The organism is Mycobacterium sp. IDUB_37 (assembly GCF_055419245.1).
The window spans coordinates 208,486-232,755 of sequence record NZ_JBVAXG010000005.1; the positions used below are offsets into that span (position 1 = coordinate 208,486).

Annotated in this window: 26 protein-coding genes; 12 read left to right on the top strand and 14 right to left on the bottom strand. The window is 66.5% G+C overall.

All coding sequences use genetic code 11. From position 1 onward, the window contains the following. Positions 1–8: 8 nt before the first annotated feature. Genes ACZY1I_RS18720 through ACZY1I_RS18770 form a run of 11 tightly spaced genes read right to left on the bottom strand, consistent with a single transcriptional unit; the run spans position 9 to position 10,064 of the window. Positions 9–773 (bottom strand): SDR family oxidoreductase, encoded by a 765-nt coding sequence (locus ACZY1I_RS18720; RefSeq protein WP_463755955.1) that lies wholly within the window; start codon positions 771–773, stop codon positions 9–11. Then, complete coding sequence (locus tag ACZY1I_RS18725) at positions 770–1,204, bottom strand: cupin domain-containing protein (RefSeq protein WP_463755956.1); 435 nt, start codon at positions 1,202–1,204, stop codon at positions 770–772. The genes ACZY1I_RS18720 and ACZY1I_RS18725 overlap by 4 nt, the downstream gene beginning before the upstream one ends. A gap of 14 nt (positions 1,205–1,218) precedes the next feature. Further along, complete coding sequence (locus ACZY1I_RS18730) at positions 1,219–2,202, bottom strand: dihydrodipicolinate synthase family protein (RefSeq protein WP_463755957.1); 984 nt, start codon at positions 2,200–2,202, stop codon at positions 1,219–1,221. Between the two features lies 1 nt (position 2,203). Beyond that, positions 2,204–2,941, bottom strand: a complete 738-nt coding sequence (locus ACZY1I_RS18735; protein ID WP_463755958.1) for a class II aldolase/adducin family protein — start codon at positions 2,939–2,941, stop codon at positions 2,204–2,206. Further along, a complete protein-coding gene (locus tag ACZY1I_RS18740; protein ID WP_463755959.1) occupies positions 2,928–3,980 on the bottom strand; it encodes a ketopantoate reductase family protein in 1,053 nt (350 codons plus the stop codon). The genes ACZY1I_RS18735 and ACZY1I_RS18740 overlap by 14 nt, the downstream gene beginning before the upstream one ends. Continuing rightward, positions 3,961–4,884: a VOC family protein gene (locus ACZY1I_RS18745; RefSeq protein ID WP_463755960.1), complete on the bottom strand. Its 924-nt coding sequence runs from the start codon at positions 4,882–4,884 to the stop codon at positions 3,961–3,963. Before ACZY1I_RS18745 ends, ACZY1I_RS18740 begins: the two co-directional genes overlap by 20 nt. After that, positions 4,881–5,660 carry an alpha/beta hydrolase fold domain-containing protein gene (locus ACZY1I_RS18750; RefSeq protein WP_463755961.1) on the bottom strand — a complete coding sequence of 260 codons (780 nt, stop codon included), beginning with the start codon at positions 5,658–5,660 and terminating at the stop codon, positions 4,881–4,883. The genes ACZY1I_RS18745 and ACZY1I_RS18750 overlap by 4 nt, the downstream gene beginning before the upstream one ends. Continuing rightward, entirely contained in the window at positions 5,653–6,708 is a 1,056-nt protein-coding gene (locus tag ACZY1I_RS18755; RefSeq protein WP_463755963.1) for an LLM class flavin-dependent oxidoreductase, read from the bottom strand. Before ACZY1I_RS18755 ends, ACZY1I_RS18750 begins: the two co-directional genes overlap by 8 nt. Positions 6,709–6,754: 46 nt before the next feature. Continuing rightward, positions 6,755–8,335: a FadD3 family acyl-CoA ligase gene (locus ACZY1I_RS18760; RefSeq protein WP_463756294.1), complete on the bottom strand. Its 1,581-nt coding sequence runs from the start codon at positions 8,333–8,335 to the stop codon at positions 6,755–6,757. A gap of 20 nt (positions 8,336–8,355) precedes the next feature. Then, entirely contained in the window at positions 8,356–9,105 is a 750-nt protein-coding gene (locus ACZY1I_RS18765) for a hypothetical protein (RefSeq protein ID WP_463755964.1), read from the bottom strand. 2 nt (positions 9,106–9,107) lie between these two features. After that, positions 9,108–10,064 carry an FAS1-like dehydratase domain-containing protein gene (locus ACZY1I_RS18770; protein ID WP_463755965.1) on the bottom strand — a complete coding sequence of 319 codons (957 nt, stop codon included), beginning with the start codon at positions 10,062–10,064 and terminating at the stop codon, positions 9,108–9,110. 51 nt (positions 10,065–10,115) lie between these two features. Between ACZY1I_RS18770 and ACZY1I_RS18775 the strand changes: the two genes are divergently transcribed. The 6 genes from ACZY1I_RS18775 to ACZY1I_RS18800 all read left to right on the top strand — a co-directional run bounded on the left by ACZY1I_RS18775 (position 10,116) and on the right by ACZY1I_RS18800 (position 15,886). Then, positions 10,116–11,279, top strand: coding sequence for an acetyl-CoA C-acetyltransferase (locus tag ACZY1I_RS18775; protein ID WP_463755966.1), 1,164 nt, complete (start codon positions 10,116–10,118; stop codon positions 11,277–11,279). 18 nt (positions 11,280–11,297) lie between these two features. Next, positions 11,298–12,209: an SDR family oxidoreductase gene (locus ACZY1I_RS18780; protein WP_463755967.1), complete on the top strand. Its 912-nt coding sequence runs from the start codon at positions 11,298–11,300 to the stop codon at positions 12,207–12,209. A gap of 3 nt (positions 12,210–12,212) precedes the next feature. Beyond that, positions 12,213–13,934 carry an FAD-binding protein gene (locus tag ACZY1I_RS18785; RefSeq protein WP_463755968.1) on the top strand — a complete coding sequence of 574 codons (1,722 nt, stop codon included), beginning with the start codon at positions 12,213–12,215 and terminating at the stop codon, positions 13,932–13,934. Between the two features lie 8 nt (positions 13,935–13,942). Further along, entirely contained in the window at positions 13,943–15,193 is a 1,251-nt protein-coding gene (locus ACZY1I_RS18790; RefSeq protein ID WP_463755969.1) for a cytochrome P450, read from the top strand. Positions 15,194–15,280: 87 nt separating this feature from the next. Beyond that, the gene (locus ACZY1I_RS18795) at positions 15,281–15,604 is read left to right on the top strand and encodes a hypothetical protein (RefSeq protein ID WP_463755970.1); all 324 of its coding nucleotides are present in this window, start codon (positions 15,281–15,283) and stop codon (positions 15,602–15,604) included. 45 nt (positions 15,605–15,649) lie between these two features. Then, positions 15,650–15,886: a DUF2510 domain-containing protein gene (locus ACZY1I_RS18800; protein WP_463755971.1), complete on the top strand. Its 237-nt coding sequence runs from the start codon at positions 15,650–15,652 to the stop codon at positions 15,884–15,886. An 82-nt stretch (positions 15,887–15,968) separates the two neighbouring features. Here the strand turns inward: ACZY1I_RS18800 and ACZY1I_RS18805 are convergent, their stop codons facing one another. After that, on the bottom strand, positions 15,969–16,949 hold the full coding sequence (locus ACZY1I_RS18805; protein ID WP_463755972.1) for an alpha/beta fold hydrolase: 981 nt from the start codon (positions 16,947–16,949) through the stop codon (positions 15,969–15,971). A 49-nt stretch (positions 16,950–16,998) separates the two neighbouring features. Beyond that, positions 16,999–17,319 (bottom strand): DUF732 domain-containing protein, encoded by a 321-nt coding sequence (locus ACZY1I_RS18810; RefSeq protein WP_463755973.1) that lies wholly within the window; start codon positions 17,317–17,319, stop codon positions 16,999–17,001. A 118-nt stretch (positions 17,320–17,437) separates the two neighbouring features. Between ACZY1I_RS18810 and ACZY1I_RS18815 the strand changes: the two genes are divergently transcribed. The 3 genes from ACZY1I_RS18815 (at position 17,438) to ACZY1I_RS18825 (ending at position 19,311) form a co-directional block, all read left to right on the top strand. Further along, complete coding sequence (locus ACZY1I_RS18815) at positions 17,438–18,181, top strand: Clp protease N-terminal domain-containing protein (protein ID WP_463755974.1); 744 nt, start codon at positions 17,438–17,440, stop codon at positions 18,179–18,181. A gap of 73 nt (positions 18,182–18,254) precedes the next feature. Beyond that, a complete protein-coding gene (locus ACZY1I_RS18820; RefSeq protein WP_463756295.1) occupies positions 18,255–18,779 on the top strand; it encodes a hypothetical protein in 525 nt (174 codons plus the stop codon). Then, a complete protein-coding gene (locus tag ACZY1I_RS18825) occupies positions 18,772–19,311 on the top strand; it encodes an N-acetyltransferase family protein (RefSeq protein ID WP_463756296.1) in 540 nt (179 codons plus the stop codon). Before ACZY1I_RS18820 ends, ACZY1I_RS18825 begins: the two co-directional genes overlap by 8 nt. On the opposite strand, the gene zapE is transcribed toward ACZY1I_RS18825, so the two are convergent. Continuing rightward, positions 19,286–20,404, bottom strand: a complete 1,119-nt coding sequence (gene zapE / locus ACZY1I_RS18830; RefSeq protein ID WP_463755975.1) for a cell division protein ZapE — start codon at positions 20,402–20,404, stop codon at positions 19,286–19,288. The genes ACZY1I_RS18825 and zapE overlap by 26 nt on opposite strands. Here zapE and ACZY1I_RS18835 point away from each other — a divergent pair. The 3 genes from ACZY1I_RS18835 to aftC all read left to right on the top strand — a co-directional run bounded on the left by ACZY1I_RS18835 (position 20,403) and on the right by aftC (position 24,235). Then, positions 20,403–21,176: a pyrimidine reductase family protein gene (locus ACZY1I_RS18835; RefSeq protein ID WP_463755976.1), complete on the top strand. Its 774-nt coding sequence runs from the start codon at positions 20,403–20,405 to the stop codon at positions 21,174–21,176. The two genes, zapE and ACZY1I_RS18835, sit on opposite strands and share 2 nt — an antisense overlap. Positions 21,177–21,314: 138 nt before the next feature. Continuing rightward, complete coding sequence (locus ACZY1I_RS18840) at positions 21,315–22,883, top strand: alpha/beta fold hydrolase (RefSeq protein WP_463755977.1); 1,569 nt, start codon at positions 21,315–21,317, stop codon at positions 22,881–22,883. 35 nt (positions 22,884–22,918) lie between these two features. Continuing rightward, a complete protein-coding gene (gene aftC, locus ACZY1I_RS18845; protein ID WP_463756297.1) occupies positions 22,919–24,235 on the top strand; it encodes an arabinofuranan 3-O-arabinosyltransferase in 1,317 nt (438 codons plus the stop codon). Positions 24,236–24,270: the final 35 nt, after the last annotated feature.

The window sequence follows — 24,270 nt, forward strand, 5'->3', positions numbered from 1 at the left end:
CGTCGGATTCAGAAGTTTTCCGGCCTTGCGGCCGCGTCGATTCCGCCGTCGACGACGAGCACGCTGCCGACTACGTACCTGCTGCCCTCTGACAACAGCCAACGCGCGGCGTCAGCGATGTCGGACGGCTGAGCCCACCGCCGGATAGGCGCCGGGTTCTCGTTCATCAACCTGGCGATCTCCGGATCGGCCATTGCGACCTCGGTCATCGGGGTGACGGTGGTGCCCGGAGCCAGCACGTTGACCCGGATGCCGTCGGCGATCCAGACGGGTGCGATCCGTCGGCCGAATTTGAGCGTCGCCAGCTTCGAGGTGTTGTAGGCGATGCCGGGGTCGCCGTGCTTCGCGGTCAGTTCAATCGCACGTTGCTCGTCGCCGGCGAGCATCGCCTCGGCGGATTCGTCGTCGACGCCCTGCACCATCGGCGCGATCGAACTGATCACCACCACAGCCGGTTTCGCCGCGGCGGCCAGCAGCGGCTTGAGCGCCACCAGCAAGTCGACCTGGCCGAAATAGTTGACGCTGGTGAGCAATCCGATATCCGGGGCCGACGGGCCGACGCCCGCATAGCCAACGTAGCCATCAATGACGTGGCCCGACACGTCGGCGATGGCGTCGGCCGCGCGAGCGCGGCCCGCCGGGGTCGAAAGGTCGGCGGCGATCTCGGCGTCGGCCTGGTCCACCCCGATGACGCGCACACCGTCAGCCTCGAGCGCCTGCTTTGTGGCCAGGCCCAGTCCGGATGAGCTGCCGGTGACAACGACTTTGGTCACGCCCGCTCCCCCTTGTCCGCCAAGACTTTCTGATATTCGCCGGGGCTGGTCACCGCCAGGTAGGAACAGCGCTCGGTCCCCACGTTGCGGATGCCGTGCGGGATGCCGGCTGGCACCATGACGGCCTGGCCGACCCGCACCGTCACCGGCGGCCGGTCGGCCAGGGTGTACTCGGCTTCGCCAGCGAGCACCACATGCAGGTGCTCGCTGCCGGGATGCAGGTGAAAGTCGTTCTCCTGCCCCGGTTCCAGGTTCCACACCACGATGCCCAGCCCGTTGTCGGCGATGTTGGAGTACATCAACGTGACGACCGCCGAATCCGCGTCGAACACCTGGTAGGTGGACAGGTCGACGACCAGCGACTCCGGCTTGGACCCGTCTATCCGCCCGACCAGGTCAGGGACGAAACGCTCCTTGGATTCCTTCAACATGGGTTGCCCTTCCGTCATCGCGCCGAGGCGCCTGCGGTCGATTCACGCGTGGTCGATTCACAAAGAGCCCGCCAGGCGGCGGCGTTGGCCACCGCGGCGGCCCGCCACGTGTCCGGGAGGTCGGTGTACGGCGGGCGCGGCGGCCCGCACCGGGTGTAGCCGGCGGCGTCGATCCTGGCCTTCTCGAACTGCAGGTTGTACTGCGCAAACTGGGTGAAGTCCGGAATCGCCAGCGGCACAGTGTCGATCGCCTCGAGCAACTCGATCGCCCGCCGGCGGTCACCGGCGGCCGCGGCGGCCATGGCCACCACCCACGGCTGCGGCCCCATCGCCGCCGACGTCGCCCAGCAACCATGCGGATAGTCGGGGAACGCCTTGTACGCCGCGGTCAGCAGGCCACCTTCGCCGTTGAGGAACGCCACCTGTTCCCCCGCGGTGGCCAGTAATTCCTCGGTGAGCGGAAAGCTGGTCTTGCACGCCACCACCGTCGGGCAGCGCTGCGCGACTCCCTGCCAGAATTCGATCGGGTACTCGAATTTGAAGAAGAACCGGTTGGCGTAGACCAGCAGCGGCAGGTCGGGCACCGCTTCGCCGAGATCGGCGTGAAAGCCCACCGCGTTCGCCAATGTCGGTGTCTGCCAGAGCGGTAACCCGACGAACGCTCCCGCCAGACCAAGCTGCCGCACGACGCGCATCTGCTGGACGACTTCCCTGGTACCCAGCGCCGTGGTACCGGCGATCACCGGAACTCGGCCCGCCGCAGTCTCATTCACCGCGTCGTACAACCTGAGCCGTTCGGCCCAAGTGGTCGTCGCGCCCTCGCCGGTGGTGCCGCACAGCCCGATCAAGCCGACGCCGTCCCGGATTAGCTGGTCGGCCAGCCGGCATGCCTCGTCGAGATCCACGGTTGATTCGGGCCCGAACGGATCGACGTCGGTACGCATCGGGGTCGGTGGCAGGGCCAGCACCCGGCCCTGGAAATCGGCGGCAGTGAGCATATCAGCGCTCCTCCTGTTTCTTTTGGTTCAGCACATCCGGGTCACGACGAATCTCCTTGCGGGCCATCGCCTCCCAGAACCCTTCGAACTCAGCAACCCCTAGCGTCGCGTTGACGTCGGGTTGCAATTCCTTCGCGCCGCCCAACCCCTCGACAAGGGCGGCGCGGTGGCAGCGCTCGGCGAACGACACCGCGCGCAGGTGTGCGCGCGGTAGGTCGGGACCGAGTATGAAAACGCCGTGGCCGGCCAGCAGCGCAATGTCGGCGTCGCCCATCGCGGCGACGGCGGCGGCAGCTGCTTCCGAGGCTGCGACCGTGCCCTCGAACTCATCGACCAGCACCACGCGGCCGCCGCCGAGGGCGCCAGTCTGATCGTGCACCCCCGGAATGCGTCGGGCATTAGCCCACACCGTCACCCAGCGCGGATGGTTGTGGATCGACACGCCGACGTCGTCGCGGACCCGGTGCAGCGCCAGGTGCAGGTGCACGCCGGGGGCGGCCGGCCACTTGCCTTCCAGCACATTGCCGTCCAGGTCGATGCGCACCACGTCGTCGGCACCGAACTCGTCCCACAGCAGGTACCAGGGGTTGGTCAGTAGCGTGCCGTCCGGCTGCTTGTAGGTGATGTGGCCGGCCAGGTGGTCGTCGTAGCCCTCATGCCACAGGGTGCGCGCCAGCAGCACCAATTCCTGTTGGGGGGTCAGCGGCGGCAGCAGGGCGCCAGGCTCAGCAGTGAACATCGACTGCCACCTCCTCGGTCACCATCAGCTCGTAGCACCGGATGATGCGGTGCGCGGCGGTCAACGCCGGTGCCGCGACGCCGAGCCGCGTTGCGGCCGTGACGAACTCGCCGACCGACTCCTGCACCTCGGTGCGCCGGTGGCGCAGCAGGTCATCGTGCATCGAGGGTCGGCCGCGCACGCCCTGCTCGGCCATCGTGCGGCCCAGCGCCATCGCCCGTTCTACGTTGCTGTCGGTGTCATGTTCGCCGAATTCGCGGAATTGGGCGTATGGGGCGAAGTAGTCGCGCGGCGTATAACCGAGGGCGTGGTAGACGGTCAGCAGTTCGCCGGCCAGTTGTACGTAGTACTCCGCGCCCGGCCTGGTCTGCAGCGCTTCGGTGATGGTGCGGTCGGGCAGGAACCCGACGGCCGTGATCGAGAAGGCGGCGATGAGCGCGGCCTGCAACAGCTTTTCCCACTCGACAGCATTGACGAATTCTGTTGCCACACAGCTTAATCCGGCTTCCCGGAAAGCCAGCGCCAGCCGCTCGACCCGCGGCGAAAGAGTGCCGTCCAGTTCGCCGAAGTAGAACGCCACCGGCGCGGTTCCCGTGTGGCGCACCCGGCCCGGTTCCACCAGCGTTGCCGATTCGGTGGTGGACGCGCCGATGACGCGGTCGGCGCCGATCCACTCCGTCAGTCGGGTGTCTTTGGTGACGCTGTTCTGCAACGACAGTGCCGCGCCGGCGGTGCGCAGCGTGTCCGCCCCGGCCAACGCCTCGGCCGTGTCCGAAGTCTTGACGGTCAGCAGCAGGTAATCGATCGGGCCGTCGACCTCAGACGGATGGGACACCGCGGTAAGCCGGTCGTCCACCACAGCCGGCCCGCGAATACCCTCGATCCGCAATCCATTTCGGCGGATCGCTTCGACATGGGCCGGACGGCCGATCAGCGTGACGTGCACCCCGGACTCGGCCAGGCGCGCACCGACCAAGGAGCCCAGGCCCCCCGCGCCGAGCACGCACACCCGCATCCGATCACGCACCCGTCTTGGCATCAGAGATGTCGTCCATCATGTTGCCACGGTGCCCCCATAGTTCGCCGCGGCCGGTGTAGGTCCGTGCCACCCAGGTCGAGTCATCGACTTGCATTGCCTGCCAACCGAGTTCCATATTGAATCCCGACGGGTTCTGCACGTAGAACGACAGCGTGGGGTCATTGAAGTGCTGGCCCAGCGTGTTGACGATCGGGATCTTCAGGTCCATCGTGCGGTCGTAGGCCTTGCCGAGGTCCTCGAGCCGACTGACCTCGAGCATCAGGTGATTCGGCCCCGGCGGCATCGGCAAGTCGAAGAAGCCGATGCTGTGATGGCGCGCGGTGGCGCGCATGAAGACCACGGCGTTGGGGCCCCAGGCGAATCGGTCGGTGAGCCGGAATCCCATCGCGTCCCGGTAGAAAGCCTCGGCCTCGGGTGCCGACGGGACCGCGTAGAAGACGTGTCCGATGCCGAGCGGACCGGTCAGGAAAGCCTGCAAACCGGTGGGCGAACGAAACTCCTCTTCTTCAACCGTTTGGCCCCAATAGATTTCGTGATGGTTACCCCATGGGTCGTCGAACGCGACCAGGCCCAGTACGCCACGGCGGGCGCGCAGTTGGTCGTCGGCGACCTTGACCGCAACACCGTGCGATTCCAGATGCGCCGCCGCGACATCCAGCGCGACTGAATCGGCGACCTCCCATCCCGCGGCGACCTGCGCGTCCCGCTCGGCGGGCTGCACGGCGATGCGCCAACTGCGTTCGTCGAGCCGCAACCATAATGTGCCATCCGCCCCTTGGCTTTTGGGCTCTGGCGGGCCGGGCGCGGGCATCATGCCGAAAGCCTCGACAGTCAATCGCCGCCATGCGGTGACGTCGGTGACGTCGTAGACGACGTAACCCAGTCCGCGCAGATCGATGGTCATCGCACCAACACCGCGTTCAGCCAGGCGGCCGTCATCGCCAAGAATTCAGGCCGGTCGAACGCGGGGTCCTCGTGGCCGGCACCGGCCAAAGATGTCAGCGTGCTGGGCACACCTGCACGACCGAGCGCGTCGTGCAATGCGGCCGATTCACTGGGCGGGACCATCCGGTCACGGTCGCCGTGCGCAATGAGGAACGGCGGCGTCCAGGCCGGTGCCGTCAGCGCCCGCACCAGTACCGACGACGCCACGGGCGCGTCGCGCGCATCATCGACCCCGACAACTCCTGCCTCGAAGGACGGGAACATGATCTGGCGCTCGAGCGGGCTGCGGGCGCCTGACGACGCGAGATCTGCCGGGGCGAACCAGATCACCGCGGCTTGCACCGCGCGGGACTGGTCCTGGTCGAGCGCGACCATGCTGGCCAGGTAGCCGCCCGCAGACGCGCCCCACACTGCGATCCGATCGGTCGCCAGCCCGTATCCGCCACCGTTGGCCCGCAGCCAGCGCACCGCGGCCTTCATATCGTCGACCTGGGCCGGGAACAGATATTGCGGTGCATGCCGATAGTTGATCGACGCGACCGCGACGCCGTGCGCGGCAAGGGCCTGCAGTCGCGTGGCCGCGGCGTCGGACTTGTCGCCGAACTGGAACCCGCCGCCGTGCGCGTAGACCACCAGAGCGGGATCCGCGACGGCCGGGATGTACAGATCCAGACCCAGGTCCACGCCGTCGACGGTGGCGTAACACAGGTCGTGCAAGGTTTTGACGTCAAACACTCGCCTGCTCCAGGACTGCCGACCGGACCACCGGGGCGACCCGGGTGCCCAGCAGTTCGTAGCTACGGGACACGTCGTCGCGAGCGAAGGCCGCGTAGTCACACCAGGCCGCGAAGGTGCCGAAGCCCCCCTCTCGGCACTGTTCGACGATCTGTTCGGCGACGGTGTCGGGCCCGCCGATGATGAAGTCGTCGGGATGCGAGAGCATCGCCGCCACGTTCGGGTCGCCGGCCTCACCTTGCCGCTTGTCCTGCCGCAAGACCCCGAGTTGCGTCAGATCCGCTGCGGCCGCGGCCAGTTCATGGGCTTCCGCGTCCGTCGGTGCGACGAACACCCGGCGACGCAGCGCGAGCATCTCGGGTCCCGACGAGGTGCCCGCCTCGCGTGCCGCAGCCCGGTAGACCTCGGTGATCTGTGCCGCGAACGGGCGCGGCAGCCAACCGGTGCAGGCTCGCCAGCCGCGCCGCGCCGCCCACTCCGCCGAACCCGCGGACATGATGGTGGTCCACACCGGTCGTTCCGGATTGCCCTGCAGCCGTGGCACTATCGGCACGTCGACCAGATCGTAGAAGTCGTCGCGATGCGTGACGTAGGTGCCGGCGATCCCCTTCTCCAACAGGTCGGCGGCACTGTAGTAGCGCGGCCGGATCAGCTCGGCGGGCAACCCCGCCTGAACCGCCTCGTCGTCGCCCGCTCCCGGTCCGATCCCGATCTCGAACCGTCCGCCGGACAACATGTCCAGCATCGCGCATTCCTCGAGGAAGCGGCGGCCGTCGTGCAGAGGCAGCACGCTGCTCATGATGCCCAGGCGGAGCTTGCTGGTTCGGGCCGCCACCGATGCGACGACGAGTTGGGGCGAGGGCGCGATAAAGATCGGGTTGAAGTGGTGCTCGGCATAGAACACCCCGTCGAGACCCCACTGTTCGAGTTTGGCAGCCAGGTCCACGTACCAGCCATAGGTCTCGCGGCAGGCTTCCACGGTCAGGTCCTCGGGCTCGGGTGCAGCCCCCGACGTGAAGATGTTGAACGCCCAGACGTCGATCGTCATGCCTACCTCCAAATACCGTCAATATCTTTATATCAATTTGTTGATGTTATGTTAATGGCAAAGACGAACGAGCCCGGTCGGCCAGTGCGAGCTTGTCCACTTTCCCGGCCGCGTTCAGTGGCAACTCGTCGACCAAAGCCACCCGGCGCGGCACCTTGTAGTTGGCCATATGGGCTCTGGCCCAGCCGATCACCTCGTCCGGCGTCAGTTCGACTCCGGCCGCCGGCACCACGAAGGCCGCGCCGACCTCACCGAGCCGGTCATCCGGCACGCCCACCACCGCGGCCCGGGCGATCCCGTCGTGCCCGAGTAGCAGATCCTCGATCTCGGCGGGATAAGCGTTGAACCCGCCCACGATGAACATGTCCTTCTTGCGTCCCGCGATGCGCAGCCTGCCGTGGCTGTCGGCAGCGCCGAGGTCGCCGGTGCGCAGCCAGCCGAACTCGTCGACGGCGGCGGCGGTCGCGTCAGGATCATCGAGATACCCCCGCATGACGTTGAACCCGCGCACCAGGATCTCGCCGATCTCCCCCGGCGCCACGGGTTCGCCCGATCCGTCGACGATGCGCACCTCGACGCCGTCGATGACCTGCCCGGACCATTGGGCGATCACCTCGGGCGGGTCGTCGGGCTTGCTTACCGACACCACTCCGCTCGATTCGGTGAGCCCGTAGGCGGTCAACACCGTGTCGAAGATCCGGTGCTCGCGCAGCTGGCGGATCAACTCGACGGGGATCTCGGCCGCACCGGTCACGGTGAGCCGCAGCGACGACAGGTCGTGGCCGGCCCGTTGGTCGAGCAGCGCCTGCAATATGGTTGGCGGCCCGGGCAACACGGTAATCCGTTGTGCGGCAATTACTTCACCGAGTTTTGCAGCCTCGAAAACCGGCACCGGGAGGATGGCGGCACCGCGCATCAGACACGCCAGGAAGCCCGCCTTATAGCCGAAGCTGTGGAAGAACGGGTTGACGATCAGATACCGGTCGCCGCGCCGCAGCCCGATCGCCTCGGTGTAGACGCCGAAGCACCGCAGATTCTGACCGTGCGTGGTGGGCACTGCCTTGGGGCGTCCGGTGGTGCCGGACGTAAAGAGGATGTCGGCGATATCCTCGGGGCCCACCGCGTCGATGGCGGCCAGCACCATGGCGCGCGGGGTAGTGCGGCCCGCGTCGAGGTAGTCGGCCCAGGTCCGACTCGACGGGGTCAGGGCGGGACCCGCGATGATCACCACGCTGCGCAGCTCCGGCAGATGCTGACCGCTTTCCAACAGCATCGTTTCGTAGTCAGTGCCGAGAAAACCGTTGACAGTGAACAGGTATCGCGCGCGGCTGACCCGCAGCACGTGTGCGGCCTCAACCGCTTTGAACCGGGTATTGACGGGGACAATTGCGGCCCCAGCACCCTGGATGCCGAGCGCGGCCGTCAGCCAGGCGCCGCTGTTGGGCGCCCAGATCGCCACCGCGTCCCCGGGGACGACGCCCATGGCGAGTGCCGCCGCGGTCGCCGCGCGCACGTCGCTGGCCAACTCGGCGAAGGTGCGTTCGGTGCCGTTTTCGATCAGCGCAACGTCGGTGCCGAACCGGTGGGCGGCCTGCTGGGTGAGCGCCGGCGCGCTGCGCCAATGCATGTCGTAGCGGTGCCGGTCGGTCAGCACGGGTCTGTACCCACCACCGTCGGCTGAAAGGGGCCGGCGAACAGTACCTCACCCACGCCCGCGACCGCATCGGCGAGCGGGACGAAGGCTTGATCCCAGCCCGCGACCGGCCCGTCATCCAGGAAGCAGGCCACCATGACTCGGTCGCCGACGCCTTCCACCTCGGGCGCGGCGGGCGGCCACCACGGCTCCTTGGGCCGCGGCGCGAACGCGATCGCAGCCGCGACACCGCTGCCCGCCCAGTGCTGCTGCGCATAGGGGCCAAACAACCAATCGCAGACGGCGTTCTGGTCGACGTCGGGACCGCGCTGCAGCACCAGAAAGGCGACGCCGCGGTAGCCGTGCGCGAGGGCGAGGAACAGCGGTGGGCCGTCGGCGTCGCGTTGCCAACCGCTCAACCGGTCGTAGGTGGTGGCGGTCTGCACCGTCTTGCGCTCGAACCGATTGGACCCGACGAGTTGTTCGGCGACCCACTTCTGTTGGTCGGCAAGGCGATCCCGCTGGATCCAGTACAGCGTCAGATAGCGGCCGTCGGCGATCGGCCCGAACGGACCGGTACCGAACCGGCGCGCCTTGAGTTCGTCGGTTGCGATCCAGCGGGCGGCACCGATGGTCCAGGGCGCCAGGACGCCGCCGATGTACATGTGATCGCGTTCGTACCAGCGGTTGAAGTCGCGCTCATGTCCCGGCAGGGGCTCGTGCAACGCGAAGACCGCATGGCCGACTTCAACTGGTGCACCCATGATCAGTGGTAAATAGTCGTTCGTTCGCTGAGCCGGACGAGTTCACCGCGCTGGTTGGTCCACCGGGCCTGGTCGACCAGGAACAGCATGGTGCCCAGCCGGCCCTCCTTCTCGTAGGCGTCGACGAGCTTAACCTCCGAATCGATGGTGTCGCCGGGGCAGATGGGTGCCCCGTACCAGGTCTTTTGACCGCCGTTGAGGCCGCGCCGGCCCGGTTCGGTGCCCATCCCCCGCATCCACGGGTAAGCCTCCGGGTGGAAGTCCGGATGCCAGGCGTAGGGATTGAAGTCACGCGGTGCAACCAGCCCGCCCCACGGACCGAGCGCCGCGACCGCGACGTCGAACTGGTCACCGGGCGGCGGCTCCGGATACCAGATCGCCTGCGCCCAGCGGCGAATGTCATTGGTGTCCACCGGAAGCGACCCCAGCACCGGGAGCGGCCGGCCGAGCCAGCCGATGGTGTCAGCATCGAGGTAGACCCCGGGCGCGCGGTCGGTGTCGACGGTTCGCGTCGGTGCGGACGGCATCGCGGGTGTGCCGTCGAACCACACGACCTCGGCGGTCGCCGGAGTGGTCTCCTGGTTGTTCTGGTTACGCACCCCGAGTTCGAGCACCGTCAGGGTCGATCCCTCGCATTCGACGGAGTCGACGACGCGACCCCAGACCGTCAATTCGTCGCCCGGGAAGTTCAGCGCGCGGAACTGGCAGTTGAACGATGCGATATCGCCGCGTCCGCCGATCCAGCGGTGCAACGCCGCATGCTGATAGCCGACGCGGAGATTGCCCATGCCGAAGATGTCGGGTTGGCCCGCCGCGCGCGCCGCCTCGACGGACATGTGCACGTCGATGAATTCGTCGTTGACAGCGGCGTAACGGTTCCAGTGCGCCACGCCGGTGGTGCGGGAGAACGCCGGGAGTACCACTCCCAGCTCTGGCCGGATACATTCGGAAGTTGACATCAAGACATTGATATACCAGGCTCGGCTTCGAGCGCAAGGAGGCGGATTTTCATGACGGCCAGCCGACCACAGGCGTTTATCGTGGATGCGGCACGCACTCCGGTCGCCAAACGCAACGGCGGACTCAAAGATGTGCACCCCGCCGACCTCGGCGCACATGTCATCCGAAAACTGGTTGATCGCAACGACTTCGACCCCTCCGCGGTTGACGACGTGGTCTTCGGCGTCTGCGACACATTGGGCCCACAGGCCGGTGACGTGGCGCGTACCTGCTGGCTGGCCGCCGGGCTGCCCGACGATGTCCCCGGCGTCACCATCGACCGGCAGTGCGGGTCGTCGCAGCAGGCCGCGCACTTCGCTGCGCAGGCGGTGATGAGCGGAACGCAGGAGCTGGTCATCGCCGGTGGTCTGCAGAACATGAGCATGATCCCGATCTCGGCCGCTTACACCGCCGCCGAGCAGTGGGGGCTGCCCGATCCGTTCAGCGGCAGCACCGGATGGACCGCGCGCTACGGCGACGAAGAGGTGTCCCAGTTTCGGGCTGCCGACATGGTGGCCGAGAAGTGGCAACTGACCCGCGCCGAACTCGACGAGTACGGCCTGCAAAGCCACCGCCGGGCAGTGCACGCCATCGACTCCGGTTGGTTCGAGCGGGAAATCGTGCCGTTGGCCGGCGTCTCCGTGGACGAAGGCCCGCGCCGCGACACCACCCCCGAGCGGATGGCGAAACTGGCCCCGTTGCGGCCGGGCGGAACGGTGACGGCGGGCCACGCGTCGCAGATCTCCGACGCCGCCAGCGCGGTGCTGATCGCCTCCGAGCGCGCCGTTACCGAGCACGGCCTGACGCCGCGCGCCCGGATCCATCACCTGGACGTGCGCGCCGACGATCCGATCATGATGCTCACCGCGCCGATCCGGGCAACACACCGGGCGCTGATGCGGTCCGGGCTGTCGATCGACGACATCGACCTGATCGAGATCAACGAGGCTTTCGCGCCGGTCCCGATGGCATTCACCCGCGAATTCAATGCGGACCCGGACAAAGTCAACGCGGCAGGCGGGGCGATCGCGCTGGGTCATCCGATCGGCGCCACCGGGACCCGCCTGCTGACCACCCTGTTGCACGGGCTGGAACGAACATCGGGCCGCTACGGCCTGCTGACCATCTGCGAGGGCGGCGGTCAGGCCAACGTGACCATCATCGAGCGAATCTGAAAAAGGAGATCACCAGCGATGCCAGGAATTTGCGACGGACGCGTAGTCATCGTCACGGGCGGGGGCCGGGGCATCGGCGCCGAGCACGCCGTCGAGTTCGCCAAGCAGGGCGCGCGCGTCGTGGTCAACGATCTGGGCGGCGCGCCGGACGGCACCGGCTCGGATGCCGGCCCGGCACATGAGGTGGTCGAACGTATCACCGCACTGGGCGGGGAAGCCGTGGCCAACAACGACGACGTCACCGACTTCGACGCCGCCCGCCACCTGGTGGCTGCCGCCATCGACACATTTGGCCGACTCGACACCGTGGTGAACAACGCGGGCATGCTGCGCGACCGCATGTTCGTCAACATGAGCCCGCAGGAGTGGGACGACTCCATCCGGGTGAACCTGCGCGGCCATTTCTGCGTGAGCCGGCATGCCGCGGCATATTGGCGCGACGAGTTCAAGGCGGGCAACACCGTGGACGCGCGCATCGTCAACACGTCCTCGGGCGCTGGGCTGATGGGCAACATCGGGCAGGCGAACTACGCCGCCGCGAAGGCAGGTATCGCCGCGCTGACGATCATCCAGGCGGTGGAACTCAGCCGATACGGCGTGACGTCCAACGCGATCGCGCCGTCGGCCCGCACCCGGCTGACCGAAGGCGTCTTTGCCGACATGATGGCCGAAGTCGACAGCGCCGCATTCGACGCCATGGCGCCGGAAAATATTGCACCACTGGTGGTTTGGCTGGGAAGCAACGAGTCCGCCGACGTCAGCGGCCGGGTGTTCGAAGTCGAGGGCGGCAAGATCTCCGTCGCCGACGGCTGGCAGCACGGGCCGCCGCTGGATCTGGGTCGGCGGTGGGACCCGGCCGAAGTCGGTGCAGGAGTGCGCGATCTGATCGAAAAAGCGCCCCAGCCGGCGCCGGTTTACGGGACGGTGTGAGTCATGCCGACAGAACGCAATGTAGATGTCGTCGTACTGGGTTCCGGCGCCGCCGGACTCGCGGGTGCCCTGCGCGGGGCACTGCTCGGCCACAGCGCGGTGGTGCTGGAAAAGAGCCCGATGTGGGGCGGTTCGGCGGCCATGTCGGCCGGTGCGGTGTGGGTGCCGAACAACGCGAAGATGGGCGACGTCGGCATCAGCGACAACGACGACGAGGCCTGGGCATATCTGGAGGCCGTGACCGAGGGACAGGTGCCCGCTGAACAACGTCGCGCCTTCATCGACGGCGCCAATCGGATGATCGCCACCTTCGAGGCCGAGACCGACGTTCGGTTCGAGCCCGTGCTCGAATATCCGGACTACGACGGTTTCCAGCCGGGCGCCAAACCTGGCGGCAGGCCGCTGGAACCGCTGCCGTTCGATGGAAACCTGCTGGGCGAGGACTTTGCCACCCTGCATCCCTGCTACCCGGGTGAACTCATCTTCGATCGGTTCATGATGCGACTCTCCGAGGCGCGGGCGCTGATGCACCCGGGCATCAAGCCCAAGCTCGGTCTGTTGGCCGGCCTCGGCCGTTATGTACGTCGCAGCGGATCACGCCGGCGCTGGAAGGGTCGCGACCCGTATCTGACATTGGGCCAGGCGTTGATGGCGCGATTGCGTCTTGAGTTGAAGCGGCGCGGTGTGCCGGTGCTGCTCAATACCACTGTGCGACAACTGCTTACCGAGGATGACCGGGTGGTGGGCGTCGAACTCGCCTCGGGTGAGGTGATCCGGGCGCACAAGGGCGTACTGGTGGCCACCGGCGGGTTCGAGCGCAACGAGGAGATGCGCAAGCGATACCAGCCGTTACCCGTCGAGGCCCGCTGGACGGTCGGTCACGAGGGCAACACCGGCGACGGCATACTGCTCGCCGAGCAGGTAGGCGGCGATCTCGACGCGGCGTCGATGGACAACTGTTGGTGGACACCGGCCGTGTTGCCGCCCGGCGAGCCGACGGCGTGGGTGTTGGTGATCGAGAAGAGCCTGCCGTGGAGCTTTTTCGTGGATCGTGACGGCCGCCGCTTCGTCAACGAGGCGAGCAACTACAACAACATCGGCAAGGCGATGTATGCCGCACATGCCAAGACCGGCAAGGCGATCCCGGCCTGGATGATCTTTGATGCCAAGTACCGCAAGAAGTTTCCGATCGGACCGGTCAAGCCCGGCATGCTGCAGCCGGACAGCCGGGTACCGGAGCGATTGCGGCCGGGCCGAGGCTGGTTGCACAAAGCCGACTCGCTAGAAGCGCTCGCCGCGCAGATCGATGTACCCGTCGCCAACTTGGCAGATACCGTCCAGCGTTTCAACGGGTTCGCAAGCCGCGGTGAGGATCCCGATTTCCACCGCGGTGAGACGCTCAACGACGTGCACTACACCGACCCTCGGGTCAAGCCGAATCCGTCACTGGGTCCGATCGACACGGCGCCGTTCTACGCGGTGCAGGTGGTGCCCGGCGACCTCGGCACCAAGTCCGGGCTGCGGACCGACACCGCCGGACGGGTGCTCGACGCCGACGGCGCACCGATCGGCGGCCTTTATGCGGCCGGCAACGCGACGGTCAGCGTGATGGGCCCGTCCTATCCGGGCGCGGGCGGCACCCTGGCGCCGGCTATGACCTTCGCTTTCCTTGCGGTGGAAGCGATGTCGTCACAGATCCCCGTCAAACGACTCGAAACGACCTGAGGTTCGTCATGCCGACTCCGAAACTGCCCGAAGGCTTCGACGTCACCGATCCCGACATCTACGCCGAACGACTGCCGGTCGCCGAACTCGCCGAACTGCGCGCCACAGAACCGATTTGGTGGAACGAACAGCCGATCGGCAAAGGCGGATACAACGACGGCGGGTTCTGGGCGCTGACCAAGCACCGTGACGTCAAAGAGGTGTCGCTGCGCAGCGACGTGTTCTCCAGTTGGCAGAACACCGCCATGTCGCGGCACCGCGACGACGCCAGCCGCGAACTGATCGAGATGCAGCGCTTCGTGATGCTGAACATGGACGCGCCACATCACAGCCGGCTGCGCAAGATCGTTTCGCGCGGATTCACCCCGCGCGCCGTCGGCCGCCTGCGCGACGAACTCAACCAGCGCGCGCAACACGTCGCCAAGACAGCAGCGGCCGAGGGCTCCGGCGACTTCGTCGAACAGGTGGCGTGCGACCTGCCGCTGCAGGCCATTGCCGGACTGCTCGGGATACCGCCCGAGGACCGGATGAAGATCATCGACTGGTCCAATCAGCTCGTCGGCGACGTCGACCCCGAGTACGCCAGCGCCGACAGTCTGACCGCGTCAGCGCAACTCATCACCTACGCAATGGGGATGGCGGCCGAACGCGTCAAGAACCCGACCGATGACATCGTGACGAAGCTCGTCGAAGCTGACATCGACGGGGAGAAACTGTCGGACGACGAGTTCGGCTGGTTCGTCCTCATGCTGGCGGTTGCCGGCAACGAGACCACCCGAAACTCGATCACCCAGGGCATGATGGCGTTCACCGATTTCCCCGATCAGTGGGAACTGTTCAAGCGGGAACGCCCGGAAACCGCTGCCGATGAGATCGTGCGGTGGGGCACCCCGGTCACCTCATTTCAGCGCACCGCGCTCGAGGACATCGAGCTGTCCGGCGTCACCATCAAGAAGGGCCAACGCGTGGTGATGCTGTACCGCTCAGCCAACTTCGACGAAGAGGTCTTCGACAATCCCTTCACCTTCGATATCACCCGAAATCCTAACCCGCACTTGGGTTTCGGTGGTCACGGCGCGCACTACTGCATCGGCGCCAACCTCGCACGGATGAGCCTGAATCTGATGTTCGGGGCGATCGCCGATCACATGCCCGACCTCACACCGATATCGGCGCCCGACCGGTTGCGCTCGGGATGGCTCAACGGCATCAAACACTGGCAGGTGGACTACACCGGAAAGTGTCCGGTCGCCCACTGATTCTTGGGATCGGTAGCGAAATCCCCCCTGTCTACTGGTCGCAACGACCAAGCGCCGTTCACGTGCGCGTAGACCAAGGAGAGAGACATGAAGCGGATCATCGCAGGGGCACTGCTGTCGGGCGCTCTGGGCCTGGCCAGTTTCGGGATGGGCGCAGGAACCGCCCAGGCCGACCCGTCAACCGGCATCTGCAACCAGATGGCCATGTGTAGCTACGTCTGGTGCCCAGGCAGTCAGTTGCCGATGCCGGATGTGGTGTGGGACATGAACGTCTGCCACCACTACTACGGCGGCAGCCTGGGTCATCCGGGAACCGAGGGCGGCATCCCGGTGGGCGCCCACATTCTCGAGGGCGACCCGTCCCCGGCCAACACCTGCAACGGATCCCCGATCTGCTTGCCGGGACTGTAACCACACGCCACTGGTGGCCGTGTCGGTTGAGTACCGTGGAGCGTCATGGCTCTGCTGTTGATGTTGATCGTGGGTGGCGTCATTGCCATCGGCGTCGTCGCCGGGGTGATTGTCTTTCTGGTTCGCCTGACGGATTCATCCAAGGCCGAGCCCTACGTTCCGCATTCGTGGCAGCAGCCACCTATGAGCGCGCCAGGCTGGTTTTCCGACGCCGGCGATCCCGATCTGCTGCGCTACTTCGACGGCCGGCAGTGGACGTCGGCAACCCGCCCCCGCGCCTGAACGCAGCAGCGAGACTCGCCATCACCGCAGGTTCGCCGCCACCAGTGCAGCCTCGTTCCTAGTGAGCGGCGGCGCCGCGGGATCAGGTATCCGGTTGCGGCGCAACCGTTTTCTCTGCAAACGACTCGATGACCTTGACCAGCTCATCGGGTGCTTCCCAGTTCAGCGCATGCCCGGCGGTCGGCACCGTCACCAACCGCGCGCCGGGAATGCCAGCGGCCATCCGGCGGGAGTGATTGGGCGGTGTGGTGCGGTCGGCCGCCCCCACCATGACAACCGTCGGCACCGCGATCTCGCCCAGCCGCGGGTAGCGGTCTTCGCGCGAGAAGGCCCGCACGATCTCCAGATGCGGCCCGTGTTGGTCGACATGCTGCTGGAAACCCTCGGTGAAGACCCGGACCATCGCCGGAGACGGGCGCGTCCCGCACTGCCCGGCGCCGAATAGGACCGCGATGGTCTTGTTCTGGATCAGTCGCTGCATGATGCCGAGCTCCAGCAGCGGGATCTGCAACTTGTTCTGCGGGGCCCCGTCCAGCACCCGGCCCGCCCAGGTCGCGAACAGCACCAGGCCGCGCAGCCGCAACTGCAGATCGGGGTGGTCGAGCAGGGCCCGGATGGAGACGAAGCCGCCCATCGAGTGCCCGACGAGCACGGCGTCGCGCACGTCGAAGTGCGTCAGGACCGCGGCGAGATCGTCAGCCATCGGCGCGGATCCGATTCCCTCGGCGCCTAGGGTGGACCGCCCGTGGCCGCGCTGGTCAATACCGATGACGCGAAACCCGCGGGCCAACAGCTCATCCCACACCACGTTCCATTCCGCGACGGTGACGGTGTAGCCGTGCACCAGAACCACCGGTTGGCCGGCACCGGCGCTCAATGCCCGCAGCACCGTGCCGTCCGGGCGATCGATGATGACTTCCTCGCCTTGTGGTTCGGCGAGCAATTGTTCGCGGGTCAACGGGTCCGGGTTGCGCTCGATCCACCCCACCAGAGCCCTGGCGGCACCCCAGCCCAGCAGCCCGGTCGTCAATGCTGCCGCGCCCGCGGCCAACCCTGCTCTCAACGCGACCTCCCGATGCTCGTGATCAGGCTAGCGAGGTCGCCCCGGCGGATTACGAACCGCCGTCTTTCGGGGGGAGTTGGGCGGGGCAGTAGACGCCCGCCGAGATCGCGGTGAACTTCGCGGCGTTGGACTGCGACAAACCCGGGTTCCCGGCTTGCAAAACCTTGACGACGTCGACCCCCGACTTGCCCTCGCCGGCCATGTCGCATACCGATTTGCCGGCCGCAATGGCGCTCTCGGGATCTTTGTAACTAATGCCTGCCGCGTTCAACGACACCAGAAACGCTTGATCCTGGTTGGCGTCGGCGTGCGCGGGCACCGCCAGGCCGACCGAGACGGCCAGGCTGGTCAGCAACAACAGGGTCCTCATAGCTCTGTGATCGTCCCAGAGGTGCGGCAGGCCCGCATCTCCAGCGGGAGTTCATCTCGACCGCTCGATCGTCAACCCTAGGTTGACACCACCATGTCGTCAACCTAACGTTGACGACATGGTTCAGCCGACCCCCATCGCCTATCCCGTCCGTCTCGATGAACTGATCGACTCCATCAAGAAGGTGCACAGCAATGCACTGGACCAACTCTCAGACGCCGTGCTGGCCGCCGAGCATCTTGGCGAGATCTCCGACCATTTAATCGGACATTTCGTCGATCAAGCGCGCCGCTCGGGAGCGTCCTGGACCGACATCGGCAAGAGCATGGGCGTCACCAAACAGGCCGCCCAGAAACGATTCGTCCCAAAGGCAGAGGCGACCACCCTCGATCCCCAACAGGGCTTCAATCGATTCACCCCGAGAGCCCGCGGCGCGGTGGTCGCAGCGCAGAACGCCGCGCACGAAGCCGGCAACAGCGAGATCACCCCCGACCACCTGTTACTCGGCGTGCTCAACGACCGCGCGGCACTCGCGACGGTGTTGCTCCAGCTGCAGAAGATCGACACCGAGACCCTGAGCAACTCCGTCGAGCTGCCCGAGAGCGGCGGCGGATCCCCGGCGCTGATCCCGTTCAGCGGCCCGGCGCGCAAGGTACTCGAATTGACGTTCCGCGAGGCACTTCGATTGGGCCACAACTACATCGGCACCGAACACCTGCTACTGGCACTGCTCGAGCTCGAGGACGGGGCCGGGCCGCTGCACCGGGCCGGCGTCGACAAGGGACGCGTCGAGACCGATCTGGCCGCGGCCCTCGCGTCTCTGGCCGAAAGCACTGACCCGGGCGCGACCACCCAGATCTGAGACAGAACCCCTCCCCTCGGGATTAGCGGTGTGCAATCATGCGATGGTCCGACAACCAGTCCAGGAGGCGAAGATGCACCGCTGGCTGATCGTCCTTTCCGTCTTCTTCGTTGCGCTGGGGGGTGTGCTATCGGTCGACGCGGCCGTTCCGCGCGCATGGGCCGGCGATGCCCCCATCGGCCACCTCGGTGACACTCTCCGGGTCGACACCGGGACCTACGTCGCCGACGTGACCGTCACCAGCGTCGAACCGTGCGACGCGCCGCCCGGGTTCGGCTACACCCGTAGCGGAGTCCCGGTCAAAAGCTTTCCCGGCAGCACGCCCAACCGCGTCGATGTGGCGGTCCGTGCGGTCCGGGTGCCGAACTCGTTCATAATGGCGACCACTTTCGCCTTCGACGGCGTCACACCCTTTGCCGACGCGTACAAGCCGCGCAACTCCGACGCGCCAGACGCCCTGGACAACATGCTGGTGAATGTGCCGCAGGGGTCGGTGGTGCGCGGTGCGGTGTACTGGGACGCCTACCGCGACCCGGTGTCGACGGTTGTGCTGCTGGACAGGAAGACCGGCGAGCACCTCGCGCAGTGGAATCTGTGACCTGAACGTAGAACTCGCACATCCCCACGACGCCGCTGAACTGGCCGACGTTGCCGCACTCACGTTCCCGCTGGCGTGCCCGCCCTGGTCACGTCCGGAAGACATCGCCGCGTTCATCGCCTCCGATCTGTCGGTGGACCGTTTCACTTCGTACCTGAACGACCCGCAGCGGGCGGTTCTGGTGGCTCGCAACGAGGGCCGAATCATCGGTTACGCCATGGTGATTCGCGGAGTGCCCGACGACGAGAGCATCCAGCGCGCCGTGCCGGTCAGACCGGCATCGGAGTTGTCAAAGCTCTACCTGTTGCCGGACTTTCACGGCAAGGGTGTGTCGGCCGAGTTGATGGATGCCGCGCTGGCCGTCGCCATTGCGTGGGGAACCCGCTGTATGTGGCTGGGCACCAACGAGAAAAATGAACGTGCAGTCCGCTTCTACGCCAAGTGCGGCTTCAAGATCAACGGCGCCAAGACATTTCAGATGGGCGAGTTCGTCGAGGACGACCACGTCATGATCCGGGAATTCGCCCAGTAGTCCCTCTTGTAGTCAAAGACAGCAGGCGTGAGGTGGCCCGCAGATACTTCTTGCGGTAGCCACCGGCCAGCATGTCCTCGCTGAAGATGGTGTCCAGCTTGGCCCCCGAGGCGACCACCGGAATGCCGGCGTCGTAGAGGCGATCGGTGAGGGCGACCAGGCGCAGCGCGACGCTCTGGTCGTCGATGCCGTGCACGCCGGTCAGAAACACTGCCGTCACGCCCTCGATCAGCGTCAGATACCGCGACGGATGCATGGAGGCCAGGTGCGCACACAACGCATCGAAATCATCCAGCGTCGCGCCCGCTTCGGCTGCGGCGCGCGTGGCGACCTCGTCGTCGGACAGCGGCGGCGGTGCCGGCGGTAGGTCGCGGTGCCGGTAGTCCGGGCCCTCGATCCGTACGGTGGTGAAGATCTTCGCCAACGTGTTGATCTCGCGCAGGAAGTCCTGGGCGGCGAATCGACCCTCGCCGAGTTGCTCGGGCAGCGTGTTGGACGTGGCGGCCACGGACACGCCCCGTTCCACCAGCGACGAGAGCAGCCGCGATATCAGCGTGGTGTTGCCGGGATCGTCCAATTCGAACTCATCGATACACACGACCGTGTAGTTGGCCAACAGCTCGATGCATTCGGTGAAGCCGAACACCCCGGCCAACTGCGTCAGCTCGCCGAATGTCGCGAAGGCTTTGGGATGATCCGGCGCGTCGGGTCCCGTTCCGGGCAATTGGTAGTACGCCGACGCGAGCAGGTGGGTCTTTCCGACACCGAAGCCGCCGTCCAGATACAACCCGACTCCGGGCAGTACCTCGCGCCGACCGAACAGCTTCTTGCGCCCGGTCCGTCGCTCCACGGCCTGCCGGCAGAACTCCTCGCACGACACGACAGCGGCAGCCTGGCTCGGTTGGGCCGGGTCGGGACGGTACGTCGCGAAGCTCACGTCGGCGAACGTTGGCGGTGGCCGTAATTGGGAGATCAGTCGCTCCGGTGACACGGACGGATGCCTGTCCACCAGGTGGCCCACCGAACCAGTGGCTTCCCCCGAACTGGACCCGTGCATGGTGGCACTGTAGCGACGTGCTGCAATCGAGTTCATGCCCGACTTCGAGGCCGACCCACCGCTGAAGGTCCTGGGCTCGCAACGCGACCTCGGCGTTGACGAACTAACGCAGCTCTACGGCTACCCCGCCGACTCGGATACCGCCTGGGTACGCGCGAATTTCATCACCAGCCTTGACGGTGGCGCCACCGTCGAAGGCCTCAGCGGCGCATTGGCGGGGCCCGGCGATCGCGCCGTCTTCGTCGTGCTGCGTGAACTCGCCGACGTCGTCGTGGTCGGCGCGGGCACGGTCCGCTCAGAGGGGTACTCAGGGGTTCAGCTGAGCGTCGCCCAGCGACAACACCGCCAGGCCGGCAACCAGAGCGAGATTCCGCCGATCGCGATCGTCACCAAATCCGGTCATCTCGACCGCGATCTGGCCGTCTTCACCCGCACCGAAGTGCCGCCCCTGGTCCTCACCTGCACAGCCGCGGCCGACGAGACACGGAGCCGACTGGCCGGTCTGGCCGGCGAGGTGATCGACTGCTCCGGCGACGATCCCGGCGAGGTCGATGTGGCCGCCGTCGTCACCAAGCTGCAGGCTCGTGGTCTGCGGCGAATCTTGACCGAGGGCGGACCCTCGTTGCTCGGCGCATTCGTCGACGGCGACCTGCTCGATGAGCTGTGCCTGACGATCGCACCGCTCGTCGTCGGCGGTCAGGCCCGCCGCATCGCATCGGGGACGGGCCAGATGCAGACCCGGATGCGTTGTGCCCACGTGCTCACCGACGACGCCGGGTATCTGTACACGCGGTACACCAAGGCGTGAGGGTCGCGAGCGCGGCGCAGCCGGGCGCTGCGGGCCCGAACCATATAACCGCGTGAGGGTCGCGAGCGCGGCGCAGCCGGGCGCTGCGGGCCCGAACCATCGAGCTGACCACAAGGCCGTCCCGCTACTGTGGTCGGCATGAGTCGGCGCATCGCATCCGCCACGGTCCAGGTGGCGGTTGCTTTCCTGGCCAGCACAGTGCTGGCCGGCTGTGTGCCGGTCTTCGGCGCTGACCCGCATTTCGCTACCGATTCCGGCGCCCGGCCCCAAGGTGTCGCCACGACGAAACCACCGCCCAGCGGCCCGCCGCCGATCGCCAAGCCGAAGAACGACCTGTCCTGGAAGGACTGCACTTCGAAGGTCAACGCGGACGCCGGCGTCCCCGGAGCGCCGGGGGTCAAGTTGGACTGCGCCACCTTCGACGCCGACCTCGACCCGATGAACGGCAGCTCGGGGTCGGTCAGCGTCGGCGTGGTCCGCGCTACTTCAAGCAAGACGCCCACGGACGCGGGACCCCTGGTTTTCACCACGGGATCCGATATCGCGTCCTCGACCCAGCTGCCGACCTGGTTGTCACACGCGGGCGCCGACGTGCTGTCCAGTCACCCGATCGTCGCCATCGACCGGCGCGGCATGGGCATGTCCAGCCCGATCGACTGCCGCGACCGCCTCGACCGCGAGGAGATGCGCGACCAGGCTCAGTTCCAGACCGGCGACGACCCGGTGGCCAACCTTTCCGAGATCTCCAACACCGCCACCACCAATTGCACCGACGCCATCGCACCGGGCGATTCCGCGTACGACAACACGCACGCGGCGTCCGACATCGAGCGGCTGCGCAATGTCTGGGATGTCCCCTCCATCGCTTTGATCGGTATCGGCAACGGCGCCCAGGTGGCGCTGGCCTACGCGGGGTCGCGTCCCGACAAAGTGGCCAGGCTGATCGTGGATTCGCCGGTTGCGCTGGGAGTCAGCGCCGAGGCCGCCGCCGAGCAGCAGGTCAAGGGCCAGCAGGCCGCGCTCGACGCATTCGCCGCGCAGTGCATCGCGGTGAACTGCGCGCTGGGCCCCGACCCCAAGGGCGCGATCAGTGCGGTGCTGACCAGCGCCCGCGGCCAGGGGTTACGCGGCGTCTCGGTGGCCTCGATCGCGAATGCCATCGTCACCGCCTTGGGCTTCCCGGTCGGTGACCGCGTCGCCAACTCCACGACGCTGGCCAACGCCCTGGCGACGGCACGTTCCGGCGACATGAACCAGTTGAACAATCTGATCAACCGCACCGAAGCCACCCGGGACAGCGACGGCCAGTTCGTCAACGCCTGCAGTGATGCGACCAACCGGCCCACCCCCGACCGGATCCGCGAGCTGGTGGTCGCATGGTCGAAGCTCTACCCCCAATTCGGCGCCGTTGCGGCACTGAACCTGGTCAAATGCGTGCACTGGCCAACCGGCTCGACGCCGCAGGTGCCGAAAGAACTCAAGGTCGACGTGGTGTTGCTGGGCGTCCAGAATGACCCGATCGTCGGCAACGAGGGCGTCGCCGCCACAGCGGCCACCGTCATCAATGCCAACGCCGCCAGCAAGCGGATCATGTGGCAGGGCATCGGCCACGGCGCCAGCATCTACTCGTCGTGTGCGGTGCCTCCCCTGGTCGGCTATCTCGACTCCGGCAAGCTGCCCGGAACCGACACGTATTGCCCCGCCTGACACCTACGCCTGACAGTTCCGGCCGGGCCTCGTCGGTGTACGGTGCGCTGGTGACGGCTGCTGACTCGACCAGAACCGGCTCGCACGAATCCGCGCCAGCCGCATCCCAATCCGGGCCGATGAGCACGGCATCGATCCTGCGGGCAGTGCTATGGCCCGCGGCCATCCTGTCGGTATTGCACCGGGCCATCGTGCTCACCACCAACGGCAACATCACCGACGACTTCAAGCCGGTCTACCGGGCAGTGCTCAATTTCCGGCAGGGCTGGGACATCTACAACGAGCACTTCGACTACGTCGACCCGCACTACCTGTACCCGCCTGGGGGGACGCTGCTGATGGCGCCATTCGGCTACCTGCCATTCGCGCCGTCGCGGTACCTGTTCATCTCGATCAACACGGTCGCGATCCTCGTCGCCGCATACCTGTTGCTGCGGATGTTCAACCTCACCCTGCAGTCGGTGGCCGCCCCCGCCCTGATTCTGGCCATGTTCTGCACCGAGACCGTGACCAACACCCTGGTCTTCACCAACATCAACGGCTGCATCCTGCTGCTGGAGGTGCTGTTCCTCAAATGGCTGCTGGACGGCCGAACGAGTCGCCAGTGGTACGCCGGCTTGGCCATCGGGCTCACCCTGGTCCTCAAACCGCTGCTCGGGCCGCTGCTGTTGCTGCCGTTCTTGAACCGCCAATGGCGGGCGTGGGTGACCGCGCTCATCGTGCCCCTGGTCCTGAACCTTGCGGCGGTGCCACTGGTGGCCGACCCGAAGAACTTCTTGACCCGGACCCTCCCCTACATCCTGGGCACCCGGGACTACTTCAACAGCTCGATCCAAGGCAACGGCGTGTACTTCGGCCTGCCCTTCTGGCTGATCATCGGGTTGCGGCTGTTGTTCACCGGGCTGGCGATCGGCGCGCTGTGGCTGTTGTACCGCTACTACCGCACCCATGACCCGCTGTTCTGGTTCACCACTTCCACCGGAGTCCTGTTGCTGTGGTCGTGGCTGGCGATGTCACTGGCCCAGGGCTACTACTCGATGATGCTGTTCCCGTTCCTGATGACGGTCGTGCTGCCCAATTCGGTGCTGCGCAACTGGCCCGCCTGGCTGGGGATCTACGGCTTCATGACGCTGGACCGCTGGCTGCTGTTCAACTGGATGCGCTGGGGACGGGCGTTGGAATACCTGAAGATCACCTACGGTTGGTCACTGTTGATCATCGTGACGTTCACGGTGCTCTACTTCCGCTATAAGGATGCCAAGGCAGATAACCGGCTGGACGAGGGAATCGATCCGGCGTGGCTCGTCACTGAACGCGAAAAAGCTACCTTGGAGGAGTTACCCGCGAAGTGATCCGCGCGGCCAACCCGAGCTAGGCGATGAGGAGG

Excerpts from the sequence above, each read along its gene's own strand:
- ACZY1I_RS18815 (WP_463755974.1), top strand. The coding sequence starts at position 17,438 with ATGGTTCAGCCGACCCCCATCGCCTATCCCGTCCGTCTCGATGAACTG.
- ACZY1I_RS18775 (WP_463755966.1), top strand. The coding sequence starts at position 10,116 with ATGACGGCCAGCCGACCACAGGCGTTTATCGTGGATGCGGCACGCACT.
- ACZY1I_RS18760 (WP_463756294.1), bottom strand. The coding sequence starts at position 8,335 with ATGCATTGGCGCAGCGCGCCGGCGCTCACCCAGCAGGCCGCCCACCGG.
- ACZY1I_RS18795 (WP_463755970.1), top strand. The coding sequence starts at position 15,281 with ATGAAGCGGATCATCGCAGGGGCACTGCTGTCGGGCGCTCTGGGCCTG.
- ACZY1I_RS18725 (WP_463755956.1), bottom strand. The coding sequence starts at position 1,204 with ATGTTGAAGGAATCCAAGGAGCGTTTCGTCCCTGACCTGGTCGGGCGG.
- ACZY1I_RS18745 (WP_463755960.1), bottom strand. The coding sequence starts at position 4,884 with ATGACCATCGATCTGCGCGGACTGGGTTACGTCGTCTACGACGTCACC.
- zapE (WP_463755975.1), bottom strand. The coding sequence starts at position 20,404 with ATGAACTCGATTGCAGCACGTCGCTACAGTGCCACCATGCACGGGTCC.
- ACZY1I_RS18730 (WP_463755957.1), bottom strand. The coding sequence starts at position 2,202 with ATGCTCACTGCCGCCGATTTCCAGGGCCGGGTGCTGGCCCTGCCACCG.
- ACZY1I_RS18790 (WP_463755969.1), top strand. The coding sequence starts at position 13,943 with ATGCCGACTCCGAAACTGCCCGAAGGCTTCGACGTCACCGATCCCGAC.
- ACZY1I_RS18735 (WP_463755958.1), bottom strand. The coding sequence starts at position 2,941 with ATGTTCACTGCTGAGCCTGGCGCCCTGCTGCCGCCGCTGACCCCCCAA.
- ACZY1I_RS18835 (WP_463755976.1), top strand. The coding sequence starts at position 20,403 with ATGCCCGACTTCGAGGCCGACCCACCGCTGAAGGTCCTGGGCTCGCAA.
- ACZY1I_RS18800 (WP_463755971.1), top strand. The coding sequence starts at position 15,650 with ATGGCTCTGCTGTTGATGTTGATCGTGGGTGGCGTCATTGCCATCGGC.
- ACZY1I_RS18820 (WP_463756295.1), top strand. The coding sequence starts at position 18,255 with ATGCACCGCTGGCTGATCGTCCTTTCCGTCTTCTTCGTTGCGCTGGGG.
- ACZY1I_RS18840 (WP_463755977.1), top strand. The coding sequence starts at position 21,315 with ATGAGTCGGCGCATCGCATCCGCCACGGTCCAGGTGGCGGTTGCTTTC.
- ACZY1I_RS18755 (WP_463755963.1), bottom strand. The coding sequence starts at position 6,708 with ATGACGATCGACGTCTGGGCGTTCAACATCTTCACGTCGGGGGCTGCA.
- ACZY1I_RS18765 (WP_463755964.1), bottom strand. The coding sequence starts at position 9,105 with ATGGGTGCACCAGTTGAAGTCGGCCATGCGGTCTTCGCGTTGCACGAG.
- ACZY1I_RS18785 (WP_463755968.1), top strand. The coding sequence starts at position 12,213 with ATGCCGACAGAACGCAATGTAGATGTCGTCGTACTGGGTTCCGGCGCC.
- ACZY1I_RS18810 (WP_463755973.1), bottom strand. The coding sequence starts at position 17,319 with ATGAGGACCCTGTTGTTGCTGACCAGCCTGGCCGTCTCGGTCGGCCTG.
- ACZY1I_RS18740 (WP_463755959.1), bottom strand. The coding sequence starts at position 3,980 with ATGCCAAGACGGGTGCGTGATCGGATGCGGGTGTGCGTGCTCGGCGCG.
- ACZY1I_RS18770 (WP_463755965.1), bottom strand. The coding sequence starts at position 10,064 with ATGTCAACTTCCGAATGTATCCGGCCAGAGCTGGGAGTGGTACTCCCG.
- ACZY1I_RS18780 (WP_463755967.1), top strand. The coding sequence starts at position 11,298 with ATGCCAGGAATTTGCGACGGACGCGTAGTCATCGTCACGGGCGGGGGC.